Genomic DNA, 18,485 nt, shown 5'->3' with positions numbered 1-18,485 from the left:
GAATTTACGTACCCTTATTCAATCGCCTTCTAACTGAAAGAGGTTCGACGTCGGACTCTCGTCCTCGGTTTTCAGAATGAAGGTGGTGATCGATATGAGCATGCGCTCTCGCACAAGTTCACTAGTCGTCGCTCCAACCTTGCGACTGCGCACCAGGATCATGCTAGGCTTTTCTGTTGTGTTGGCCATCTCGGCAACCAGCATGGGATTTGCCTACTACAGCTTCGAACGCGTCTCCCTCGGAGTTGGCGCCTACCGACACAGTGTTCAGGAAGCTGACCTGGCGCGCAACATCGACCGCGAACTCATTTCCTACCGCTTGCTTGCGCAATACTTCGTGGTCACTGGAAGAGAGATTGATGGAAAGGCTGCGCTGGCGGCTGAAGCCAATCTAAGGAAAGCGATCGACAGTTCGATGAACGGCACCACCAGTGCGCTGCGGCTTGATCAGATCACGACTCTGACCCGCGATTTTGCCGCCTTCAGCAATATTTTCGCGGACATATTGAGGGTGAGAGCAGAAAGCTCGATGACCGCCCAGGGTCCGCTGACTCGCAGCGCCACTTCTCTGCGTTACAAGCTTGACGACCTTTCGAGCGAGACCGCCGATTCCGGTCCCCAGGATGTCACGGCCGGCGCCAAAAGGGTACTCGAGCAGTTCCAGGCTGCGGCAGCGCTTGTAAACACGTTCGTCTTCAATTCGGACAAGGCGGTCGCAGCCAACGCCATCACACGCCTGAATTTCGTCGGCACCTCGTTGCTGGCGATCTCACCACAAGATCCGCAGGTCGGGCAGAAGATCAAGGAGATCTCAACGCTACTCGATGAATACCGAAGCTCTCTCACGAAGCTTGTCGATAATTCGAGGTCCATCGACCAGCTTATTATCGACATGGCAAAATCGGCCAGCGCGATCGGCCAAGGGTCAGACACGATGAAGTCCGACCTTTTGGCTGATCAGAAGAGGCTTGAGGCCGAGTCTGATACCACGGTAGGTGCTACCGAGCATCTCCTCGTTTTGTTGGCAGCCGGGGGCTTTCTCCTGGGTGGCGCGCTGGCCATGTTGCTCGGCCGCGGACTTTCCCGACCGATGATCACGATGTGCAAGGCCATGCGTGAGCTCTCCAGCGGTAATTTCGATATTGTTCTTCCGGGTCTCGGGCGCAATGATGAACTCGGCGAGATGGCCAGCGCCATGGAGGAGTTCAAAAAGCAGGCAATTGCCAAAGGCGAACGTGAGGCGGCTGCGCGAGATGCACAGAATGAAGCAGGTCGCGCTACGCGCCGTGCAGAGCTCATTCGTTTCGCCGACAACTTCGAGACCGCTGTGGGCGCAATCGTGACCAGCGTTTCCGACTTGGCGTTACAACTTGAAAGTGCTGCTGGCACGCTGACGCGGACGGCGGAGAGCACCCAACGCCTGTCAGGCGATGTGGCCGGGGCATCTGAACACGCGTCGAGCAATATGCAATCGGTCGCTTGCGCGACAGAGGAGCTATCGGCGTCGGTCAACGAGATAGGTCGCCAGGTGCGTGCGTCGAGTCAGATCGCCGAAGAAGCAGTGCTTCAGGCGCAGCAGACCGATGTCCGTATTGGAAAGCTTTCATCGGCAGCGCAACGGATCGGGGATGTAGTGAGGCTGATCACCGCCATCGCTGAGCAGACCAATTTGCTGGCTCTGAACGCGACAATCGAAGCCGCGCGCGCCGGCGAGGCCGGACGCGGCTTTGCGGTCGTCGCGTCAGAGGTTAAGTCGCTGGCCAGCCAGACCGCAAAGGCGACGGATGAGATCTCCTCTCACATTTCTGGCATGCAGGATGCGACCCGGGATTCGGTAGCTGCAATCAAGGAGATCGGCGGCACGATCAGTCAGATCTCCTCAATCGCCTCGACGATCGCGATTGCTGTGGACCAGCAGAGTTCGACAACACAAGAAATTGCCAAGAGTCTGCAAGTGGTTGCCCACGGTACCCATGAAGCTGTTTCGAACGTCATGCTGGTCAATCGCGGCGCGACCGAAACCGGATGTGCATCGGAGGCCGTACTGAGTTCAGCGAAAACGCTTTCCTCCGAAAGCTCTCGGTTACGCGAGGAACTCGATCGTTTTATGGCGAACATCCGGGCGGCCTAGCAGGGCGCTATGCCTCACCTTGAGCGGTTCTTGAGGAATTGGCGGCTCGTCGCACTCGCGCGAAACCTCGATCAGAGGCCATGAAGCGGACCAGCATGGGAGCAATCAGCCTGGCTGGATCAATCTGTTGACCGGCCTCTGTAGCCAACGCTTCCGCATAAGTGGCAAGATCCCGGTAAACCTGAGCTGGGAGCTCGGCGGTCACCTTTACTGGCTTGTCGTCGGCAATCGTTCCTATTCTGAGCTTCGGCATGTTCACGTTCCATACGGGGCAAGTGCAAGATCTCGATTGACGATAACGCGAACCGGGAAGCCGGGCCGCACAGTCAGCGTCGGCTGTATATTGAGACTGCGCCGAACCACCTGCTGTCCGGTCTGGTTCAGTGAATCCGAAGCGCCATGCCGCAATGCCTGGACAATTGCGCTGTCGTTGCTGTTGGTATCGGAGCCGGCTCCCAGTTCGGTCCCGACCGCCAGAAACGTCGATAGTGCCGCAGCCTTGAAAAGTTCACCCCAGTGATTGTCGACCTGGTCTTCGAGACCGGCATAGCCGGCAGCGTCGGCGCCAGGCTGCCGCTCGAGAACGATAGAACGTCCGTTCGGCATGATCAGCCGGGTCCAGACGAGCAGGACGCGGGACTGGCCGAAAGTGACCTGGCTGTCGTAGATCCCGATCAGGCGCGCTCCCTGAGGCACAAGCAGAAAGCGGCCGGTCGGCGTGTCAAAGACGTTCTCGGTAACCTGCGCCGTGATCTGGCCTGGCAGGTCCGATCGTATCCCGGTGATCAGGGCTCCCGGAATCACTGTCCCGGCCTGCACGATGTAAGGTGAGGCGGGCTTGCTGACATGGTCAGGGCTGACCGTACGACGGTCCACAGAAGCGTTCACGAAGGCAAGCTTGCGGTCCTGACCGTTTTGCGCGGGTCCATCGTCGCCAGCGCTCGTTGCGTTCGGCGGCACGACGCGCTCGCTGCCAACAACTCCACCGACTGACGGGCGCACTTCTCGCCCATTGGTCGAAGCGAATAAATGACTGATGCGGGCTGCTTCGGTCTCCTGATCCCGGCGCTGCTGGTCCGGATCAGCCCCGCTTGTCGGCAACTGGCCTTGAGCGGCAAGGATCGGTCGACCGAGGTCCCCGGGCAGTGGTGGACCAAGTTGCGGGATTGGCTGGCGCGGGACGCCAGCATAGTCCTTCGGCAGTGTCGTAATGCCATCGGCAACATTGTGGTGGTCAGTGCTGTAGAGCTCGTCGGTCGCCTGATTACGAGAGCCATTGTTTTGCAACGACCATAGCACCGCACCGCCGATGACGAGCAGGGCAACCGCGCTCCCGCCGGCCAGGGTATGTCGCGACAACCGTGTCACAGGCGGATGCTCTGCTCTCAGGCGGAAGCTCTCGGGATGCTCCCTTTGTGTCGCCGGCGGAGCTGCTTGCTCGGGATCGTTGGCGTTCCGAGTGTTCATGACGATGGCCTCCCGTCGGTCCTGACAATCCTGACCTTCTGCTGGTGCTCACCGCCAAGTCGGAGTTCGGCGGCTGCAAACAGTCGATCAACGATCAACACGTTGCCGTAGGCGCGGTAGTTGACGAGTTCGGTCCTGCCGTCAGGGCCAATCACAAAGAACGGAGGCATCTCGCCTTGCACGATGCCTTGCGGGAATTCGACGTAGACCTTTCGGCCATCGTCATAGGCGGCGAGCGGTCGCCAGGGCGGACTGTCCCCTTCGATGGCATAGCGAGAGATGCGCTGCGCCGGGTCCGGAAGAACGGGCTTCAGGGCGATCGAACGGGATCGTTCGCGCGCCGCTTCCGGATAGTACCAGGCAACGGATGGCATATATGGCCGCTCGCGGGAGCGGAGCTCGATCAGGTAGGTGCGCCGATCGGTATTCACGACCAGGTTGGTCTCGATTGATGCGCGGGTCGGCTTGACCAGGATGTGGACGCGGCGCGTGTCGCCGTTCCCGCTCTCGGTATCTCCTACGACCCAGCGCACGGTATCTCCGGCCGCGACAGGCCCCGATCCCGTCAACTGTTCTCCCTCCTCGAGCGCGATATCCGTAATCTGCCCCGGGGCAGCATAAATCTGATAGAGCGCTCCGGGACTGTAGGCATAGATTTGTGCCGCATTGAAATACCCCCGCTTGCGCGGTTCGACGCGGGCCGCGCTATTTGCCGTCTCAACCCGGCTCACGGGTTCAGCGTCTTCCTTCCCTCCCGACTTGCCGCCGAGAGCCGGCCTCCAGAGCGGTGGTACGTGAAGCGGCCGCGACCTGTCGTCCAGAGCCGCTGGAGCCGCCGGCAGCGGCGGGACCTCCGCGTCATAGCTGATCTCCGGCGGAATGTAGGTCGCGCACCCACCGAGTGCCGACGAGCCAAGCAAGAGCGCTGACAGAAGGACTCGCCTCGGGGTCACGAACCTGGACCGAGGCGAATTGAACTTGCCGTGCGGGAGGAAACGTCTCGAATGAACGTCAGGCGGCGTCTTGGTCACTGACTCAACTCCTTTGACCAGTTGATGGCGCGAACATAGACGCCAAGGGGATTCTTGCGCAGGCGCTCGGCATCACGCGGCGTCTCGATCACGATCGAGAGAATTGCAGTCCAACGCTCAGTCGAGCTCAACGAGCCGTTGTCGTAGATGCGCTGGGTCCACGCGACGCGAAAGCTTTCCGACGACGCGCGAATGACGCTCGAGACGTCGACGGAGATCTGCGCCTTGCCCAGCCTGGCAAAGGGGTCATTGTTGCGCGCGTAGTCGTTGAGCGCAGCGGCGCCCCGATCGGTCGTAAAATCATAGGCCCGGAGCCAGTTCTGGCGCAGAACGATGCCGTCGGTTGGCAGGCCTCTGACATCTTCGATGAAGCGCGCCAGATGCCAGGCGATCTGCGCGTCAGTCGGTTGATAGTCGATGTTAGCCGGCGCAACTCTTTGGGACTGGCCAAGATGATCGACTTCGACCACCCAGGGCGTGATCGAGCCCTGGCTCGATTGCCAGACAAGACTAGCAGCGAGACCTGCTGACAGCATGAGGCAGCCGAACGCCATCAAGCGCCAGTTTTTGGCCTGCACACGGGCAGATCCAATGCGTTCGTCCCAAACCTGCGCTGCCTTTTGGTAAGGCGTGATCGGCTCGGGCATGCGCCCGTAGTGTACGGAAGGTCGTTTGAACATCGATAGTTGCCCCTGAGATCAAGTGATCGTTTTCGAGTTGTTCGGTGTCCGCGTTTCAGTCGCCCGCGCAGCGGCTGGCGAAGGCGCAGTAGCTAAGCGTCAGCGCTCTCCTTCAGACAAATCGACGGAAGAGCCGCCGCCGCCGTGATCACCTGAGCGGACCGCGTGGCTGACTGCCGACGCACCGTGCCGAACAGTCTCGGCACGCTTCATGCGCCGCGCCCAATCGGGCTGCCCTTCGGCGGAAGTGCTCGCACCATGCGCGCCGGCTTCCCCACCTCTGCCGAGCGCAGCCGCTGCACGACGCAACGGGCTCATCGCAGCGGAAGCGCCGGCCTCCGCGACACCGGCAAGGCCGCCGCTTCGATAGGCGGCTGATGCTCCGCTGATGACAGCTCCACCACTGCGCGCGGCGCCTGCAATCGCGCCGCCGGCGAGGCCAGCACCGCCGGCCGCGAGACCGGCGCCCGCGGCAACAATTCCGCCGGCAGCAAGGCCTGTTCCAATCGCGGCACCGGCACCGAGTTGGGGTCCGCCCGACACCAGGCCGTTCGCGATACCAGGACCGAAGATACCCAAGCCCAACAAGGAGAGCGCGGCAAGCACCAATGTCATTGCGTCTTCGATCGTTGGCTGATTGCCACCAAAGCCAGCGGTGAACTGCGAGAACAGGGTCGAGCCGATGCCGACGATGACGGCCAAAACAAGGACTTTGATCCCTGAGGAAACGACGTTGCCTAATACCCGCTCTGCTGCGAAGGCGGTCTTGCCAAACAAGCCAAATGGAATGAGCACGAACCCGGCCAGCGTCGTAAGCTTGAATTCGATCAGGGTGACAAAGAGCTGAATCGCCAGAATGAAGAAGGCGAGTAGCACCACGACCCATGCGAACAGGAGAACAACAATCTGGACGAAGTTTTCGAAGAAGCTGATGTAGCCCATCAGGTTCGAGATCGAATCGAGCAGCGGTCGGCCGGCGTCGAGCCCGACTTGAGCGATTTTTCCAGGTCTCAGGAAATCGGATGCGGACAGGCTTGCGCCCGATGCTTTCAGTCCAAGACCGGCAAAGCTCTCGAAGACGATGCGCGCCAGGCTGTTCCAGTTACCGATCAGGTAGGCGAAGACCCCCACGAAGAGCGTCTTCTTGACAAGCCGCGCGATAATGTCCTCGTCAGGCCCCCAACTCCAGAACAACGCGGCAAGCGTGATGTCGATCGCAGCGAGGGTCGTCGCGAGATATCCGACATCGCTGCCGAGCAGCCCAAAACCGTTGTCGATATAGCGCGTGAACGTTTCAAGGAACTGGTCAATGATCCCCGTACCAGTCATGGCTTGCTGGCCTCGGGTGTCGCCAGGTTCGAATACCCCTGCGGGATCCGGCTTTGATCCTTTTGGGCAGGTACCGAGCTGGTTGGGTCATCGTGGCCGGGAGCGACGACGCCGCCTTTCGTGCCAAGGAAGCGGCGCCGGTTTTCGGCCCATATCTGCTGGCAGTGGCGACGATAGTCTGCCGTTTCCTCCGGAGTGACGCCGCGGCAGTGTACGAGGTCGGCGTTGGCTGCATCAGTCCTCTGATCAGCCTTCGGCGCCGCCCCGGCTTCGTCTCGGCCACGCAGCTGAAGCGTGCAGGTCGCGACGGCCACCAGGCCGATTGTCGTAAGCAGCGACAGCGCCTTGAATGCCCTTATGTCGGTCATCAGTGGAACATCTGCACATTGGAGGATTGGTAGCCCTGTCCTGGTGTCAGAAAACGCCTGAGCTGCTCTCGCCCCTGATCCTGAGCCGAGGCGCGCTGAGCGGCTTCGAGGCTCTGCGCCCTGCCCTGCGCCGCCGCGGCCGCTGTGAGATCGGCAAGTTGTTGCGCTTGAATCGCGAGGATCTGGTTGCCGGCCTGAGTTGCCTGCAAGGCACCACTGGCACTCTGGCTCGAGGTTACGAGGGCTGACGTCTGGATGCGATTGGTGTCGAGGTTGCCCACGATGCCGGCCTGGACACGAAGCGCGTCTTGTGTCGCGGCATAGGCATTCTGCCATCGCGATTGAGCGTTGGAGATCAGCAACTGGTTCGACTGGCTACTGGTCGCTGGCGCGTAACTTGTCGAGAAGGCATGGTCGATCTGCTGGATGTCGTAGGCAATGCGCTGGGCCTGGGCCAGTAATTGCTGGGTGCGCTGGATCGATAATTGCAGTTGCTGCAGCGACGAATACGGCAGGTTTGCCAGATTCCTGGCCTGGTTGATCAACATCTGCGCCTCGTTCTGCAACGAGGTAACCTGGTTGTTGATCTGCTGCAGCTCCCGCGCGGCCGTCAGGACATTCTGAACGTAGTTGTTGGGATCAAATACGATCCACTGCGCGTGCGTGGGCACCGCGACGCCAAGCATCAGCGCGACGGTGCCGGCCGCCGCCAATTGGCCAAGACGCCTCATAGCGATTTCTCCAGATTGACGAGATTAGGGATCAGATCTGTCGCCCAGGCGATGCCACGATGCTGGAGCCACGCAGGCACGAAGCCATCGGGTCCATGCTCAGCGAGGAACTGCCCGATGACCGCTTGGTCTGTCTTGGCAGAGGCAGCGGCGAAGGCGAGCGCAACCTCGCCAAGGCCTAGTTCGAACATCCGGTTGCCACGACGGGACTGGCAGTAATAGTCGCGCTTTGGCGTTGCCCGGCTCAGTAGCTCGATCTGGCGATCGTTAAGTCCGAAGCGGTGGTAGATGGCAGTAATCTGCGGTTCGATCGCCCGTTCGTTCGGCAGCAACAATCGCGTTGGACAGCTTTCGATGATAGCCGGCGCGATCGCGGAGCCATCAATGTCGGAGAGCGACTGTGTGGCGAAGATGACGGACGCGTTCTTCTTCCGAAGCGTCTTCAGCCATTCCCGGAGCTGCCCTGCAAAATCCTCATCGTCAAGGGCAAGCCAACCTTCATCGACAATCAGGAGTGTGGGCCGGCCATCGAGACGATCCCCGATACGATGGAAGAGGTACGCCAGAACGGCCGGCGCAGCAGTGGTTCCGATCAAGCCTTCGGTCTCAAAAGCCTGGACCGATGCCTCGCCGAGACGTTCGAATTCAGCATCGAGCAAGCGCCCGCAAGGTCCGCCCAGGCAGTATGGTTGCAGGGCGCGCTTCAGGGAGTTCAATTGAAGCAGGACGGACAGGCCGGTGAGGGTCCGTTCCTCCCTCGGCGCCGAAGCGAGAGATGTCAGCGCCGACCACAGATGATCCTTGACCTCAGGGGTGATCTCGACCCTTTCTCGCGCAAGGATTGCGCAGATCCATTCCGTGGCCCATCCGCGTTCGGAGGGATCATCGATCCAGGCCAGCGGCTGCAGGGCCACGGGTTGTTCACCTCCGTCGGACAATGCGCCACCGAGATCATGCCAGTCACCGCCCATGGCAAGGGCGGCCGCCCGGATCGAACCACCGAAGTCAAACGCAAAGACCTGAGAGTTCGGATAACGTCTGAACTGTAGCGCCATCAGCGCGAGCAGCACTGACTTGCCAGCGCCCGTCGGTCCCACCACAAGGGTATGGCCGACGTCACCGACGTGGAGCGAGAATCGGAACGGCGTTGATCCCTCGGTCTTGCCGAACAGAAGCGGCGGCCCCTTGAAGTGGAGGTCCCTCGCCTCACCGGCCCAAACGGCCGACATTGGAATCATATGGGCGAGGTTGAGAGTTGAGATCGGCGGCTGCCGCACGTTGGCGTAGGCGTGCCCCGGCAGACTGCCGAGCCAGGCTTCGACGGCGTTCACCGTCTCGATCATGCAGGTGAAATCGCGGCCCTGAATGACCTTCTCGACCAGCCTCAGCTTTTCATCGGCAGCACTGGGATTGCGATCCCAGACGGTAATGGTTGCCGTGACAAAGGCCTGTCCGATCTGATCAGACCCCAGTTCCTGCAAGGCCGCGTCGGCATCAAGCGCCTTGTTGTGGGCGTCGGTATCGAGCAGCGTCGACGCTTCGTTCGTCATGACCTCTTTGAGGATAGCACCGATGGATTTTCGCTTGGCAAACCACTGCCGACGAATCTTGGTCAGCAGCCTGGTGGCATCGATCTTGTCGAGCATGATCGCCCGGGTCGACCAACGATAAGAGAATGGCAGGCGATTCAGATCATCCAGAATTCCCGGGGTCGTCGCGCCCGGAAAGCCGACAATCGTCAGAACCCGCAGGTTGGCTGCCCCCAGCATCGGCTCAAGCCCGCCGGTCAGCGGCTGGTCCGCCAACAGCGCATCGATGTACATGGGAACTTCAGGCACGCGAACGCGATGACGCCTGGTCGAGATCGTCGAGTGCAGGTAGGTCAGCGTGCCCTGATCATCAAGCCAGGCGCACTCCGGCATGAACCCTTCAATGAGCTGCAGCACGCGATTGGTCTGATCGACAAAGCCACGTAGTACCTCGCGCGCGTCTGCTCCAACGGTCCGATCCCGGCCCTCATAGAGCAGGCGCTCTGCCCTCGCAGCGCCCTCTTCCGGCGGCAGATAGAGGAAGGTCAAGAAGTAGCTGGACTCGTAGTGAGCGCCGGCCTCTTCGAACTGGGCCCTGCGTTCGGCATCGACCAGCGCGGACGCGACATCCGGAAATGTACTCGGAGGATAGGCCCCAGCAAAATGACGCTGCGCCTCAACAAATACGGCCCAACCAGATCCCAGACGGCGCAGGGCGTTGTTCAGGCGACCGGCGGCGCCGACAAGTTCGGCCGGCACCGCGCTGTCGAGGTCAGGCCCCCGAAACCTCGCCGTCCGCTGGAACGAGCCGTCCTTGTTCAGGATGATTCCCTCATCGACGAGGGCTGCCCAGGGCAGGAAGTCGGCGAGACGCGCGCTGGGATGGCGATATTCGGCAAGGTTCATCATGACCGAGAACTCAGAGATTGAGATGACCGGGAATGCGCAGATGCCGGCGCACCACATCGACAAAGGCCGAATCGCGTTTGGCGGCCCAGACGGCAGCCATGTGGCCGATGAACCAGAGGACAAGACCCGCAATCCAGAGCCGCAATCCCAGCCCAAGGGCTGCCGCAAGCGTGCCATTGACGATCGCAACCGACCGCGGGGCGCCGCCCATCAGGATTGGCTCGGTAAGCGCGCGGTGGACGGGCACGACAAAGCCTGTGACTTGATCATCCATCAGATCACCACCCCGCCGCCGAAGGAGAAGAACGACAGGAAGAAGCTCGATGCGGCAAACGCGATCGACAGACCGAACACGATCTGGATCAGCCTGCGGAAGCCGCCTGACGAGTCCCCGAACGCGAGCGTGAGCCCGGTCACCACGATGATGATGACGGCGATGATCTTCGCGACCGGACCTTCAACGGACTGCAAGATCTGATTGAGTGGCTGCTCCCACGGCATGTTCGAACCAGCCGCTCGTGCCGGCGTCGACATGAGAAAAACAGCACCGAAAAATGCCAGAGAAACGGCTCGACGAAAGCGAAGTTGCGGACGCATATCAGTCTCCTGCTGGTACAAAGCTATAGTCACCGGCGCTCCCGAGCCCCGTGACGATGGCGAGTTCCGTGAGCCGCCGGTCGGGTCCGCGGCCGGCGAGCACAGCGACGACGTTGATAGTCTCAGCGATCAGCGCACGCGGAACCGTGATGACTGCTTCCTGGATGAGTTGCTCAAGACGCCGCAGCGCGCCCAGCGCGGTGCCGGCATGAATGGTACCGACGCCGCCGGGATGGCCTGTGCCCCAGGCCTTGAGGAGGTCGAGCGCTTCAGCACCTCTCACTTCGCCGATCGGGATTCGATCCGGACGCAATCGAAGCGAAGAGCGAACCAGGTCAGACAGAGTGGCTACGCCGTCCTTGGTCCTCAGCGCCACGAGATTGGGCGCCTTGCACTGAAGTTCGCGGGTGTCCTCGATCAGGACGACGCGGTCGGAAGTCCTGGCGACCTCGGCGAGAAGAGCGTTGGTCAACGTTGTCTTGCCGCTCGATGTGCCGCCGGCAACGAGGATGTTCTTGCGAGCCGCGACCGCGCCCCTCAATGTCCGGGCTTGCGCCGAGTCCATGATTCCTGCAGCGACGTAATCATCAAGCGTGAACACGGCGACAGCAGGCTTGCGGATAGCGAAGGCTGGCGCAGTGACGACAGGGGGTAACAGGCCTTCGAAGCGCTCGCCGGTCCCCGGCAACTCCGCGGAGACGCGGGGAGAACCGGCGTGGACCTCCGCGCCCACGTGATGCGCCACAAGCCGGACGATGCGCTCACCATCTGCCGCGGACAGTGTTTCACCAGTGTCGACCAAGCCATTCGACAACCTGTCGATCCACAGACGCCCATCCGGATTGAGCATCACCTCGATGATCGTTTGATCTTCGAGGTAGCCCGAAATCGCCGAGCCAAGCGCGCTGCGCAGCATTCGCGCACCACGTATACTCGCTTCCGATTGAAAGGAATTGATCGCCACCGCCGCCCCACCGTATGAGGGCGTCCCGGAGGGCCCTCAGATAGGCGAACTTGAAAGGCAGGATTGCTCTTGCAGCAATGGCAACAAATGGAGGATCGTACTCTGGCGTAGAAAGAGAAAACGTCGACGAGCCGGCGACCTGCGTTCGTCCAACTGGCGGAGACTCAACTCCGTAAGGGCAATCGCAATCAAGCCAGAAACCGCAGCCTCAAGCATCGTATCCGCCGGATTGCCCACACCTGATCCGGCCGGCAACTGAATGCGTTCAGGTCTCACCTTGACGTCGACTCTCCCGCAACATCAACCCTGATGTATATCCGGCATTGCGGACAACGCCGGGCGTATTCGCAAACGTCAGGGTTTTTCGCCGGTCTCGACGTGCGCTTCCAAGAACAGATCTTCAAGTGTGGCCGGCCGAGGCCTGAACTTGTAGTTCGAGTTATCAAGCACATTGACCGTGACGAGATTTTTCCGCTTCATATCGGAAACGAGGGCATCAAGCACTTCGTTGAAACAGGCGAAGATGATGGTCCATGCGTGGGCGCTGGCTACGAGCCCTGTCGGGACCTGATGCTCCCGCGCATAGTTGATGAACCGCTCCACTGGAGCCTTGATAAACTCCGGTCCGTGCTTCTCGATGTAACGCATCAGTCGCATTGAGGCGTTGTCGATATAGAACTCCGCCATCCACGACTGAGTCCGCCTGTCGTCGGCGAATGAAACCGTATTGGACGCAAGGATCGTGCGCAAAAGATCGGCTGCATGATCAACTTTGGCCTGGGATTTCTTGTCTGTTGAGTCGGGCATACGGTCATCAACCAGTGGAGTCGTCCCCATGCTGGCGAGGAAAGCAGCGCGCCACAGCGAAAAAGCAACGCCTGTCAGTTCTGTGAACCTCTCAGCGTTCTTCCCTCCCCGCATCGGACCGTCGGCGCATTGCGTCAGATTCAGAATGGCGGCCTGGATCGATTTCCGTGCATCGATTGACCAGCGAATGAATTCGTAGTCCAGACTTTCCATGGTTCACCCGATGAACATTTTGGCCAGCAAACCGGCAATTGACCCTGAGGCTACCTTCAGCCCGACGTCGCCGGAGAAATCGACCAGTTTCCTGCCCCATCTCTTCAGCTTTCCTTCATCCGGGGTGGCCTTCCCGGCCTCGGCTTTCACGACATCCGCGATGTCACGCAGTTCATCCTGCTGTTCTGCGGTCAGGGCACCGAACTCAGGTGACGCCAGCGTTCTCTCAATCTCCTGAACGAGCGACTGATGATGCTGGTTGAACGCCGACATGTTGAAGTTGGAGCCGACCTGCAGGACCGCTCCGGGGCTGTTAGTCTGGTTATTGGTAATGCTTACCACCGGCTCTCTCTTCAAGCGCTCGTCTCCCATCATGCCATGCCTGAAGCCATCGATCAGACCTGCAAGCTTTCTCTCCAGATCGGGCTGCTGGCGATCCACGATGGCCATGTAACCGCCCCCGAAGGCCCTGTCGTGAAGTTCGGCTTTCTTCCTTATTGCTCCAGCAATGTCGTCCAGAACAGCTTTCCCAAATCCCGCAACAAGATCTACGACCTCCGCGGAAGGTTCGCCGGACAGGTTAAATGCAAATTGAATTGCCGATCTGACTTGCTGATCGAGAACCCCTTTCCCCGCTTGCATGTTGAGAATGAACGTACGTGAGCCATGTAAAGCGCCCGCCAGGGTCGCTTCACCTTCGACCCTCATCACTTCCTTGCCGAAAGCCTGCCTGGCGTCTTCACGACGGTCCTCGAGGTTTCGCCTGAGATAGCTCAATGACATCACAACCTGCGATCCAAACCATTTGAAAATGTTTGCCGGCCAATCCTCGTGAGAAGAATCATCATCGACCGCGCGGGTACAGTCAGCTAATTAGGGTTGAAAGCTGTAAGGACAAGCGGCACAGCCTGGAGGACCTTAGCCGTTCTTTTCGCCAGAGCCGGATCGACGCCCAATAACCATTTGATACCACATCGAATTTATCCGCCGACGGGTCGCGGAAGCGAAATACACAGGAATGGCCGCAGGGGGATTTCCATAGCATGCTGGATCTGAGCCCTGCCCGGGGCGAGGATCGACGCTGGCCGCGGGTGGACTCTTTTCGACCCGGATTACCTGGGCTCAACAAGAAACGCGTCTCGAGGGATCCGGGTTCGACAGCGAACCTCCTCAAGCCTGCGCGACTGGTTCGAATGCATCTTGCCCGCGGTCACAGGCTTACAGTCGCAGCCCACTCGAATGAATGAGCAAATCAATGCGCTACCTGTCTCTGATCCTCCTCTTGATGAGTGCCAAATGGGCCGGTGCAGAGTCCGTCGATGTGAAGTATCGCGGGCCGGTCGAACTCAAACCCTTCACTTGCCAGGAAATCACCCGGAGCAGTGTCGTCAGCAGGCTCTGCTACGACGCTTCAAATCAGTACGTCGTCGTCCAGCTCAAAACGACCTACTACCACTATTGCGAAATGCCGAAGCCGATTGTTGACGAATGGCTGGCCGCTCCGTCCATGGGCCATTTTTACAATACGAGGATTAAGGGTACAGGTAAGGACGGTCCGTACGATTGCAGGACGCATCGCGTCCCGAGCTACTAAGACCGCAGGCAGAACCAGCTACCTCGACCTTGAAGCATTCCGAAGAGGAAAAGTCAGACGGGATAGTATCGCCATGGTTCACCCCGCCGGGTGACTGTTACTTTTCCCAGCAACAACGCCAGGTCCTGGTTGACCTGTTGCTGATATCCTTTGTCACCATGAATTGCCTTGGCCAGCTCAACCTCCGTCCGGCCTGGACCGTGTTCAACAAGGTACTGAAGCACATCAATTTTGAGCATGACAACCTCCAGCTAAAGAGGTTTACCAATAATCACGTGACATCCGGCCGCGCTAGTTCACTTACCGGATTTTTTTATCCTTCGAACGAACTCGCCCCGAGCAGCCCTTCCCGATAGATGTCACGATGTCAGGAAACCGGTACGCCACCTCCCCCGTTTGGGCATCCGCGTTTGATCCAGTCTGCGATTTCGTCGATATCGGCCACGTCGAAAAATGCCCCAGCATTCTGCGGCATACGGCCGAACAATGCGCCAGGATCGTCGGCAAAGTCCGGCGGGACGCCTCGCAACGCCTGGATCACAATTGAATTGTCGGGATCGCCAACCACCACAACGCGCCGATGTTTGACCTCGCCGGTGGTGACAAATTCATTGTAATCCATCTGCCGCCACCATCGCCCATGCCCCGAGAGGTCCGGATCGGCCTGGACCTTTACGCAGCAAGCGTCCATGAAGTCCTGAAATTCCCGGTATGTATTAATCTTGCCGGCCATTCTTCGCCCTCCTGTTCAGCACATTACGGCGTTCAATCTCACGGCTCCTGAAGAATCCGGACCAAAGCCTGCACCGATGGGTCATCATCCAGTGCAGTTCGCGACGGGCTCCTTACAGAGTCCAGGCTCGGCGAATTCCTGGTCGCATTCGCAGCGCGAATGGAGCTGGCCCGGAATGCTGTCGCGGCGATCGCCTGCTGCACAGGATCTGCAGCGTCGAAGCCCATGAAGGCAACGAAATCCCTGCCCAGCGAGTTGGAAACTTCTTGATGGCACTCGATGCAACTTCTGCCGCTTCTCTGTTGATAGGTCTCCATCGTCGTGTTCGCGAGCGTCGATGAAACACCGGTCGGAAATGGCGTTCCCGCGTTGCCGATCCCGGGCGTGCCCGGCACTCTCGGCCACTGCGTCATGACCAGCATGTAGTTGGCCCAAACGGTCCCCTTGATGTCAGGGAGATTCCAGTAATCCCGATTCATCTGCATCGTTTCCGGCTGAATCGGTTGCGCGCGGATAACCTGCATCTTCAAATTCGGGTCGGGCCGGTTGGTCTCGGAAATCATCCCTGGCGCCGGCATCGGCGCCACTACCTGCGGCGGCAATCCGGAATTGAATGAGTATGGGACAGGCACGGCCCTGGCATCGGGTTCGTCAGTCCTGGGCGGCACATTGTCGACGTGCTCGAAAGAGCTCCAGATCCACTGTGGCCTCAACTTCGTCTTGATGACGATATGAAATCCGACCAGCGCAATTTCATGTTCATTGCAGACGACCTTCCCCTGCTGATCCGTCGCAACCGGATCGAAAACCATCGCCTTGTTGATGTAGAAGCGGCTCCGAACGGTGCCATCACCAGGATTAAGCACGCGCCATGCGGCCTTGATCTCAACCGAGCCATCCTTGAACGTTCCAGGCTTCGCAGCCGTGGGCAAATTCTGCTTGATGTACCATTTGTTGTTGGGATCCACGATCGATTCAAACTGTTCGCGGCTGAAGCGGACCTCATAACGCGTATACATCTTGCTCTGGTCGATCAGCGGATTAGCCAGCCTCCCCAGCACGAATGACGCCTGATTGTAGTCGGCAAAATGACTGAATGCGCTGAGTGTCTTCGTCTTGTTGTCGGCCCCGCCGCACGGATTCGCGCCCTCGTAGCTGGTCCAGTCCTTCGGTTCTGGCGCGCCCGGTGCGAAAACCTCGTATCGCGCCTTGTAAGTCTCCCACACGCGCGGTCCGCTATCACCCGGCTTCCTTGTCCGATCCGGCATGCCGCGATTTGCAGGCCCCTCAAGCGCTGGCCAGTTCAGGGCGATGAACGCCCGCCAACTGAAATTGTCGAAGCGCGGAAACGGGCTCCCGTCAGCATCCGGCACATCGCCGATTCGGTCGGGCAGCACCCTGGGCGTTACATCCGGCACTCCCTGCGCCGATGCGGCGTGAGCACTTATGAGAATTGTGGCAAGGAGAGCTCCAGCAACAACAAAGCCCGTTTGCATCGCGTATCCCTCCCAAGGGGTCATCATTGTGCAAATCGTCCGAGACTAAATCCGTCTTCGGACTGACCTCTCTGCTAGCGCAACGCGAAGACGCCACTCTTCGCATTCCCGTCGACCGTCACGCGATAGATGTAGACGCCATGGCGAACCGCCTGTCCGCGGTCGTCCTTGCGGTCCCACACGATCTCCCGAGACCCTGCTTCGGGCTTCTTTTCATCGATCAGCGTTCGCATCTCCTTGCCGAAGCGATTCCAGATATGGAGCGTTGCGCGCTGGCTCCCGGCGGGGACCTGGAACCTGATCGGCACCTGCTCGTCGTAGGACGGAGTGCTTTCGGTTTCCGCGCGGGCGGCGGCGGCAACGGCAACCGGTGCGACGCCTTCGATCGCGACGCCCGGTGCATATTTGTAGATGGTCCGTCCCGCGGCGTATCCGAGATTGACGGGGTTGCCGAAGAAGCGAAATCGATTAATGAACTTTCCGATCGAATCCGCATTCTGCCAGCTCTGGCCGCCATCATTTGTGACGCTGCTCTTGCCCGAGGCAAAGTCCTCATCGCCCCACCCGCCGACCCAACCGTTGGATGAATCGAGGAAGCCAATGCCTTCAATATTGGCATTGCCGGGTACCGAAAACTTCGACCATGTCTTGCCACCATCCTCGGTCTTGAGAATGAAGGCCTGGGTCATGTTCTCCAGCGAGACGAATCCGAGCTGGTCATTCAGGAACTGAATCTTCCATCCCCAGGTGCCCTCCACAAATTGGGAGCGCATGTCTTTCAGACGATCGACCCACGTCGTCCCCCCGTCCTCAGTAAAGAGGATCACCGGCTTGACGTCATCATATGTGGGATGCGCCTTGTCGGAGAAGCCGCCGACAACCCAGCCGCGCTCCCTGGTCTGGAAAAAGATGTCGATCAAATTGGACGCGTGCGCCGACACGTCGATCGCGGTCCAGCTATTCCCTCCGTCGCTGCTCTTGATGATCGCAGCTCCATCGCTGGGATCGTTGGTCCCCGAACCGTAGATGACTGACTGGTCTACCGCATATAATCCACAAACCTTCTTTGGCGCGGCGGCCGGCAGAGTGACCGGATTCCACTGTTCGCCACCATCCGTGGTGCGATAGAGCCGGAGCTCGGTCGTCAGGGTCCCGACGCACCCCACCTGCTCGCTCGGCCAAGCCATGCAGCGAAGGTACACCGGCCGATTAGTACCGGGGAGGATGGGTGTCTTGAACTTGGTGTCCCATGTCTGTCCACCGTTGGTCGTCTTCTGGACGTGTCCCGAGCTGTTGACCGCCCATCCGACAGCGGGATTGAAAAACCAGACATCGTCGTAACGCTGGCTGGGTGTTGCACCGGTCGGCGTCCATTTCAATGCCGTTGCTGCCATTGTCAGCCTCCGCTCGTTAAAGTGGATCTGTGCCGTCAGGCCGTGGCAGCCAGTGCCACGAATACATAGGCATCTTCGCCCACCGTCTCAATCCTGGTTTCAAATTGAGCAAGATTGGCACCGGGCGGCGCCGGACCCAGCAAGCGCTTGCCAGTGGTCAGATCGAATCTGCTGCCATGACACGGACACTGGATGACCGGATAAACCGTAGCACCCTCCCCAAGCATGCTGAACACAATGGGCCGGTCAGCCGTCGCCCAGTTCGGACTGCCCTTGAGAATATTGCAGCCGGCATGCGTGCATCGCCGCGCAATCGAAAAGAATTTTGGCGGTGACGGCGGTTGCTCTCCATCTGGCTTATCCGTCTCTAACCGCGCAAGTATCCGCGGAGTTGCGCCGCTATCCGTCCGATGAACGATGTCAGTTATGTCGATTGGTGGATCACCCGGCAGAAAGTCGTTGACTTTGATGATTTGTACGAAACCGGGAATGTTCGTTGTCATCTCACTCTC

20 protein-coding genes are annotated in these 18,485 nt (G+C 59.6%); 2 read left to right on the top strand and 18 right to left on the bottom strand.

The window, feature by feature from the left end; genetic code table 11:
* Window positions 1-76 precede the first annotated feature (76 nt).
* The gene (locus tag GGD63_RS05200; RefSeq protein WP_409334042.1) at window positions 77-2,131 is read left to right on the top strand and encodes a methyl-accepting chemotaxis protein; all 2,055 of its coding nucleotides are present in this window, start codon (window positions 77-79) and stop codon (window positions 2,129-2,131) included.
* 7 nt (window positions 2,132-2,138) lie between these two features.
* Here the strand turns inward: GGD63_RS05200 and GGD63_RS05195 are convergent, their stop codons facing one another.
* The 13 genes from GGD63_RS05195 to GGD63_RS05135 form a co-directional block, all read right to left on the bottom strand.
* Entirely contained in the window at window positions 2,139-2,384 is a 246-nt protein-coding gene (locus tag GGD63_RS05195) for a DUF2274 domain-containing protein (RefSeq protein WP_183239827.1), read from the bottom strand.
* Window positions 2,385-2,386: 2 nt separating this feature from the next.
* Window positions 2,387-3,598, bottom strand: coding sequence for a TrbI/VirB10 family protein (locus GGD63_RS05190; protein WP_183239826.1), 1,212 nt, complete (start codon window positions 3,596-3,598; stop codon window positions 2,387-2,389).
* A complete protein-coding gene (gene trbG, locus GGD63_RS05185; protein WP_183239825.1) occupies window positions 3,595-4,629 on the bottom strand; it encodes a P-type conjugative transfer protein TrbG in 1,035 nt (344 codons plus the stop codon). Before trbG ends, GGD63_RS05190 begins: the two co-directional genes overlap by 4 nt.
* The gene (gene trbF, locus GGD63_RS05180; RefSeq protein WP_183239824.1) at window positions 4,626-5,309 is read right to left on the bottom strand and encodes a conjugal transfer protein TrbF; all 684 of its coding nucleotides are present in this window, start codon (window positions 5,307-5,309) and stop codon (window positions 4,626-4,628) included. The genes trbG and trbF overlap by 4 nt, the downstream gene beginning before the upstream one ends.
* A gap of 99 nt (window positions 5,310-5,408) precedes the next feature.
* A complete protein-coding gene (gene trbL / locus GGD63_RS05175) occupies window positions 5,409-6,638 on the bottom strand; it encodes a P-type conjugative transfer protein TrbL (protein WP_183239823.1) in 1,230 nt (409 codons plus the stop codon).
* Entirely contained in the window at window positions 6,635-7,006 is a 372-nt protein-coding gene (trbK-alt, locus tag GGD63_RS05170) for a putative entry exclusion protein TrbK-alt (protein ID WP_183239822.1), read from the bottom strand. Before trbK-alt ends, trbL begins: the two co-directional genes overlap by 4 nt.
* A complete protein-coding gene (gene trbJ / locus GGD63_RS05165; RefSeq protein ID WP_183239821.1) occupies window positions 7,006-7,737 on the bottom strand; it encodes a P-type conjugative transfer protein TrbJ in 732 nt (243 codons plus the stop codon). The genes trbK-alt and trbJ overlap by 1 nt, the downstream gene beginning before the upstream one ends.
* On the bottom strand, window positions 7,734-10,175 hold the full coding sequence (gene trbE / locus GGD63_RS05160; protein WP_183239820.1) for a conjugal transfer protein TrbE: 2,442 nt from the start codon (window positions 10,173-10,175) through the stop codon (window positions 7,734-7,736). Before trbE ends, trbJ begins: the two co-directional genes overlap by 4 nt.
* 10 nt (window positions 10,176-10,185) lie before the next feature.
* On the bottom strand, window positions 10,186-10,449 hold the full coding sequence (locus GGD63_RS05155; RefSeq protein WP_183239819.1) for a VirB3 family type IV secretion system protein: 264 nt from the start codon (window positions 10,447-10,449) through the stop codon (window positions 10,186-10,188).
* Window positions 10,449-10,772 (bottom strand): TrbC/VirB2 family protein, encoded by a 324-nt coding sequence (locus GGD63_RS05150; protein WP_183240725.1) that lies wholly within the window; start codon window positions 10,770-10,772, stop codon window positions 10,449-10,451. Before GGD63_RS05150 ends, GGD63_RS05155 begins: the two co-directional genes overlap by 1 nt.
* 1 nt (window position 10,773) lies before the next feature.
* Window positions 10,774-11,688 (bottom strand): P-type conjugative transfer ATPase TrbB, encoded by a 915-nt coding sequence (trbB, locus tag GGD63_RS05145; protein WP_183240724.1) that lies wholly within the window; start codon window positions 11,686-11,688, stop codon window positions 10,774-10,776.
* 402 nt (window positions 11,689-12,090) lie between these two features.
* Window positions 12,091-12,756, bottom strand: a complete 666-nt coding sequence (locus GGD63_RS05140) for a hypothetical protein (RefSeq protein ID WP_183239818.1) — start codon at window positions 12,754-12,756, stop codon at window positions 12,091-12,093.
* A 3-nt stretch (window positions 12,757-12,759) separates the two neighbouring features.
* Window positions 12,760-13,539, bottom strand: a complete 780-nt coding sequence (locus tag GGD63_RS05135; protein WP_183239817.1) for a hypothetical protein — start codon at window positions 13,537-13,539, stop codon at window positions 12,760-12,762.
* Between the two features lie 472 nt (window positions 13,540-14,011).
* On the opposite strand from GGD63_RS05135, the gene GGD63_RS05130 reads away from it, so the two are divergent.
* Window positions 14,012-14,350 (top strand): KTSC domain-containing protein, encoded by a 339-nt coding sequence (locus GGD63_RS05130; protein WP_246785363.1) that lies wholly within the window; start codon window positions 14,012-14,014, stop codon window positions 14,348-14,350.
* Between the two features lie 53 nt (window positions 14,351-14,403).
* On the opposite strand, the gene GGD63_RS05125 is transcribed toward GGD63_RS05130, so the two are convergent.
* The 5 genes from GGD63_RS05125 to GGD63_RS05105 form a co-directional block, all read right to left on the bottom strand.
* Window positions 14,404-14,589 carry a hypothetical protein gene (locus GGD63_RS05125; protein ID WP_183239815.1) on the bottom strand — a complete coding sequence of 62 codons (186 nt, stop codon included), beginning with the start codon at window positions 14,587-14,589 and terminating at the stop codon, window positions 14,404-14,406.
* Window positions 14,590-14,717: 128 nt separating this feature from the next.
* Entirely contained in the window at window positions 14,718-15,083 is a 366-nt protein-coding gene (locus GGD63_RS05120) for a hypothetical protein (RefSeq protein WP_183239814.1), read from the bottom strand.
* A 38-nt stretch (window positions 15,084-15,121) separates the two neighbouring features.
* Window positions 15,122-16,579 (bottom strand): hypothetical protein, encoded by a 1,458-nt coding sequence (locus GGD63_RS05115; RefSeq protein ID WP_183239813.1) that lies wholly within the window; start codon window positions 16,577-16,579, stop codon window positions 15,122-15,124.
* Between the two features lie 74 nt (window positions 16,580-16,653).
* Window positions 16,654-17,973: a YCF48-related protein gene (locus tag GGD63_RS05110; RefSeq protein WP_183239812.1), complete on the bottom strand. Its 1,320-nt coding sequence runs from the start codon at window positions 17,971-17,973 to the stop codon at window positions 16,654-16,656.
* Window positions 17,974-18,008: 35 nt separating this feature from the next.
* Window positions 18,009-18,476 (bottom strand): Rieske (2Fe-2S) protein, encoded by a 468-nt coding sequence (locus GGD63_RS05105; protein ID WP_183239811.1) that lies wholly within the window; start codon window positions 18,474-18,476, stop codon window positions 18,009-18,011.
* Window positions 18,477-18,485: the final 9 nt, after the last annotated feature.

The sequence above is a fragment of the Bradyrhizobium sp. cir1 genome, from assembly GCF_014198245.1.
Classification (GTDB): Bacteria; Pseudomonadota; Alphaproteobacteria; order Rhizobiales; family Xanthobacteraceae; genus Bradyrhizobium.
Note: the sequence above shows the minus strand (reverse complement) of the source record. Positions and strands in the feature narration are given on the sequence as shown.

What these genes read in the sequence shown, in the direction of transcription:
- GGD63_RS05110 (WP_183239812.1), bottom strand. Translation starts at nt 17,973, where the DNA reads ATGGCAGCAACGGCATTGAAATGGACGCCGACCGGTGCAACACCCAGC.
- GGD63_RS05200 (WP_409334042.1), top strand. Translation starts at nt 77, where the DNA reads ATGAAGGTGGTGATCGATATGAGCATGCGCTCTCGCACAAGTTCACTA.
- trbJ (WP_183239821.1), bottom strand. Translation starts at nt 7,737, where the DNA reads ATGAGGCGTCTTGGCCAATTGGCGGCGGCCGGCACCGTCGCGCTGATG.
- GGD63_RS05195 (WP_183239827.1), bottom strand. Translation starts at nt 2,384, where the DNA reads ATGCCGAAGCTCAGAATAGGAACGATTGCCGACGACAAGCCAGTAAAG.
- GGD63_RS05140 (WP_183239818.1), bottom strand. Translation starts at nt 12,756, where the DNA reads ATGGAAAGTCTGGACTACGAATTCATTCGCTGGTCAATCGATGCACGG.
- GGD63_RS05190 (WP_183239826.1), bottom strand. Translation starts at nt 3,598, where the DNA reads ATGAACACTCGGAACGCCAACGATCCCGAGCAAGCAGCTCCGCCGGCG.
- GGD63_RS05120 (WP_183239814.1), bottom strand. Translation starts at nt 15,083, where the DNA reads ATGGCCGGCAAGATTAATACATACCGGGAATTTCAGGACTTCATGGAC.
- GGD63_RS05155 (WP_183239819.1), bottom strand. Translation starts at nt 10,449, where the DNA reads ATGGATGATCAAGTCACAGGCTTTGTCGTGCCCGTCCACCGCGCGCTT.
- trbE (WP_183239820.1), bottom strand. Translation starts at nt 10,175, where the DNA reads ATGATGAACCTTGCCGAATATCGCCATCCCAGCGCGCGTCTCGCCGAC.
- GGD63_RS05105 (WP_183239811.1), bottom strand. Translation starts at nt 18,476, where the DNA reads ATGACAACGAACATTCCCGGTTTCGTACAAATCATCAAAGTCAACGAC.
- trbF (WP_183239824.1), bottom strand. Translation starts at nt 5,309, where the DNA reads ATGTTCAAACGACCTTCCGTACACTACGGGCGCATGCCCGAGCCGATC.
- GGD63_RS05130 (WP_246785363.1), top strand. Translation starts at nt 14,012, where the DNA reads ATGCGCTACCTGTCTCTGATCCTCCTCTTGATGAGTGCCAAATGGGCC.
- GGD63_RS05125 (WP_183239815.1), bottom strand. Translation starts at nt 14,589, where the DNA reads ATGCTCAAAATTGATGTGCTTCAGTACCTTGTTGAACACGGTCCAGGC.
- GGD63_RS05115 (WP_183239813.1), bottom strand. Translation starts at nt 16,579, where the DNA reads ATGCAAACGGGCTTTGTTGTTGCTGGAGCTCTCCTTGCCACAATTCTC.
- GGD63_RS05135 (WP_183239817.1), bottom strand. Translation starts at nt 13,539, where the DNA reads ATGTCATTGAGCTATCTCAGGCGAAACCTCGAGGACCGTCGTGAAGAC.
- trbB (WP_183240724.1), bottom strand. Translation starts at nt 11,688, where the DNA reads ATGCTGCGCAGCGCGCTTGGCTCGGCGATTTCGGGCTACCTCGAAGAT.
- trbK-alt (WP_183239822.1), bottom strand. Translation starts at nt 7,006, where the DNA reads ATGACCGACATAAGGGCATTCAAGGCGCTGTCGCTGCTTACGACAATC.
- trbL (WP_183239823.1), bottom strand. Translation starts at nt 6,638, where the DNA reads ATGACTGGTACGGGGATCATTGACCAGTTCCTTGAAACGTTCACGCGC.
- GGD63_RS05150 (WP_183240725.1), bottom strand. Translation starts at nt 10,772, where the DNA reads ATGCGTCCGCAACTTCGCTTTCGTCGAGCCGTTTCTCTGGCATTTTTC.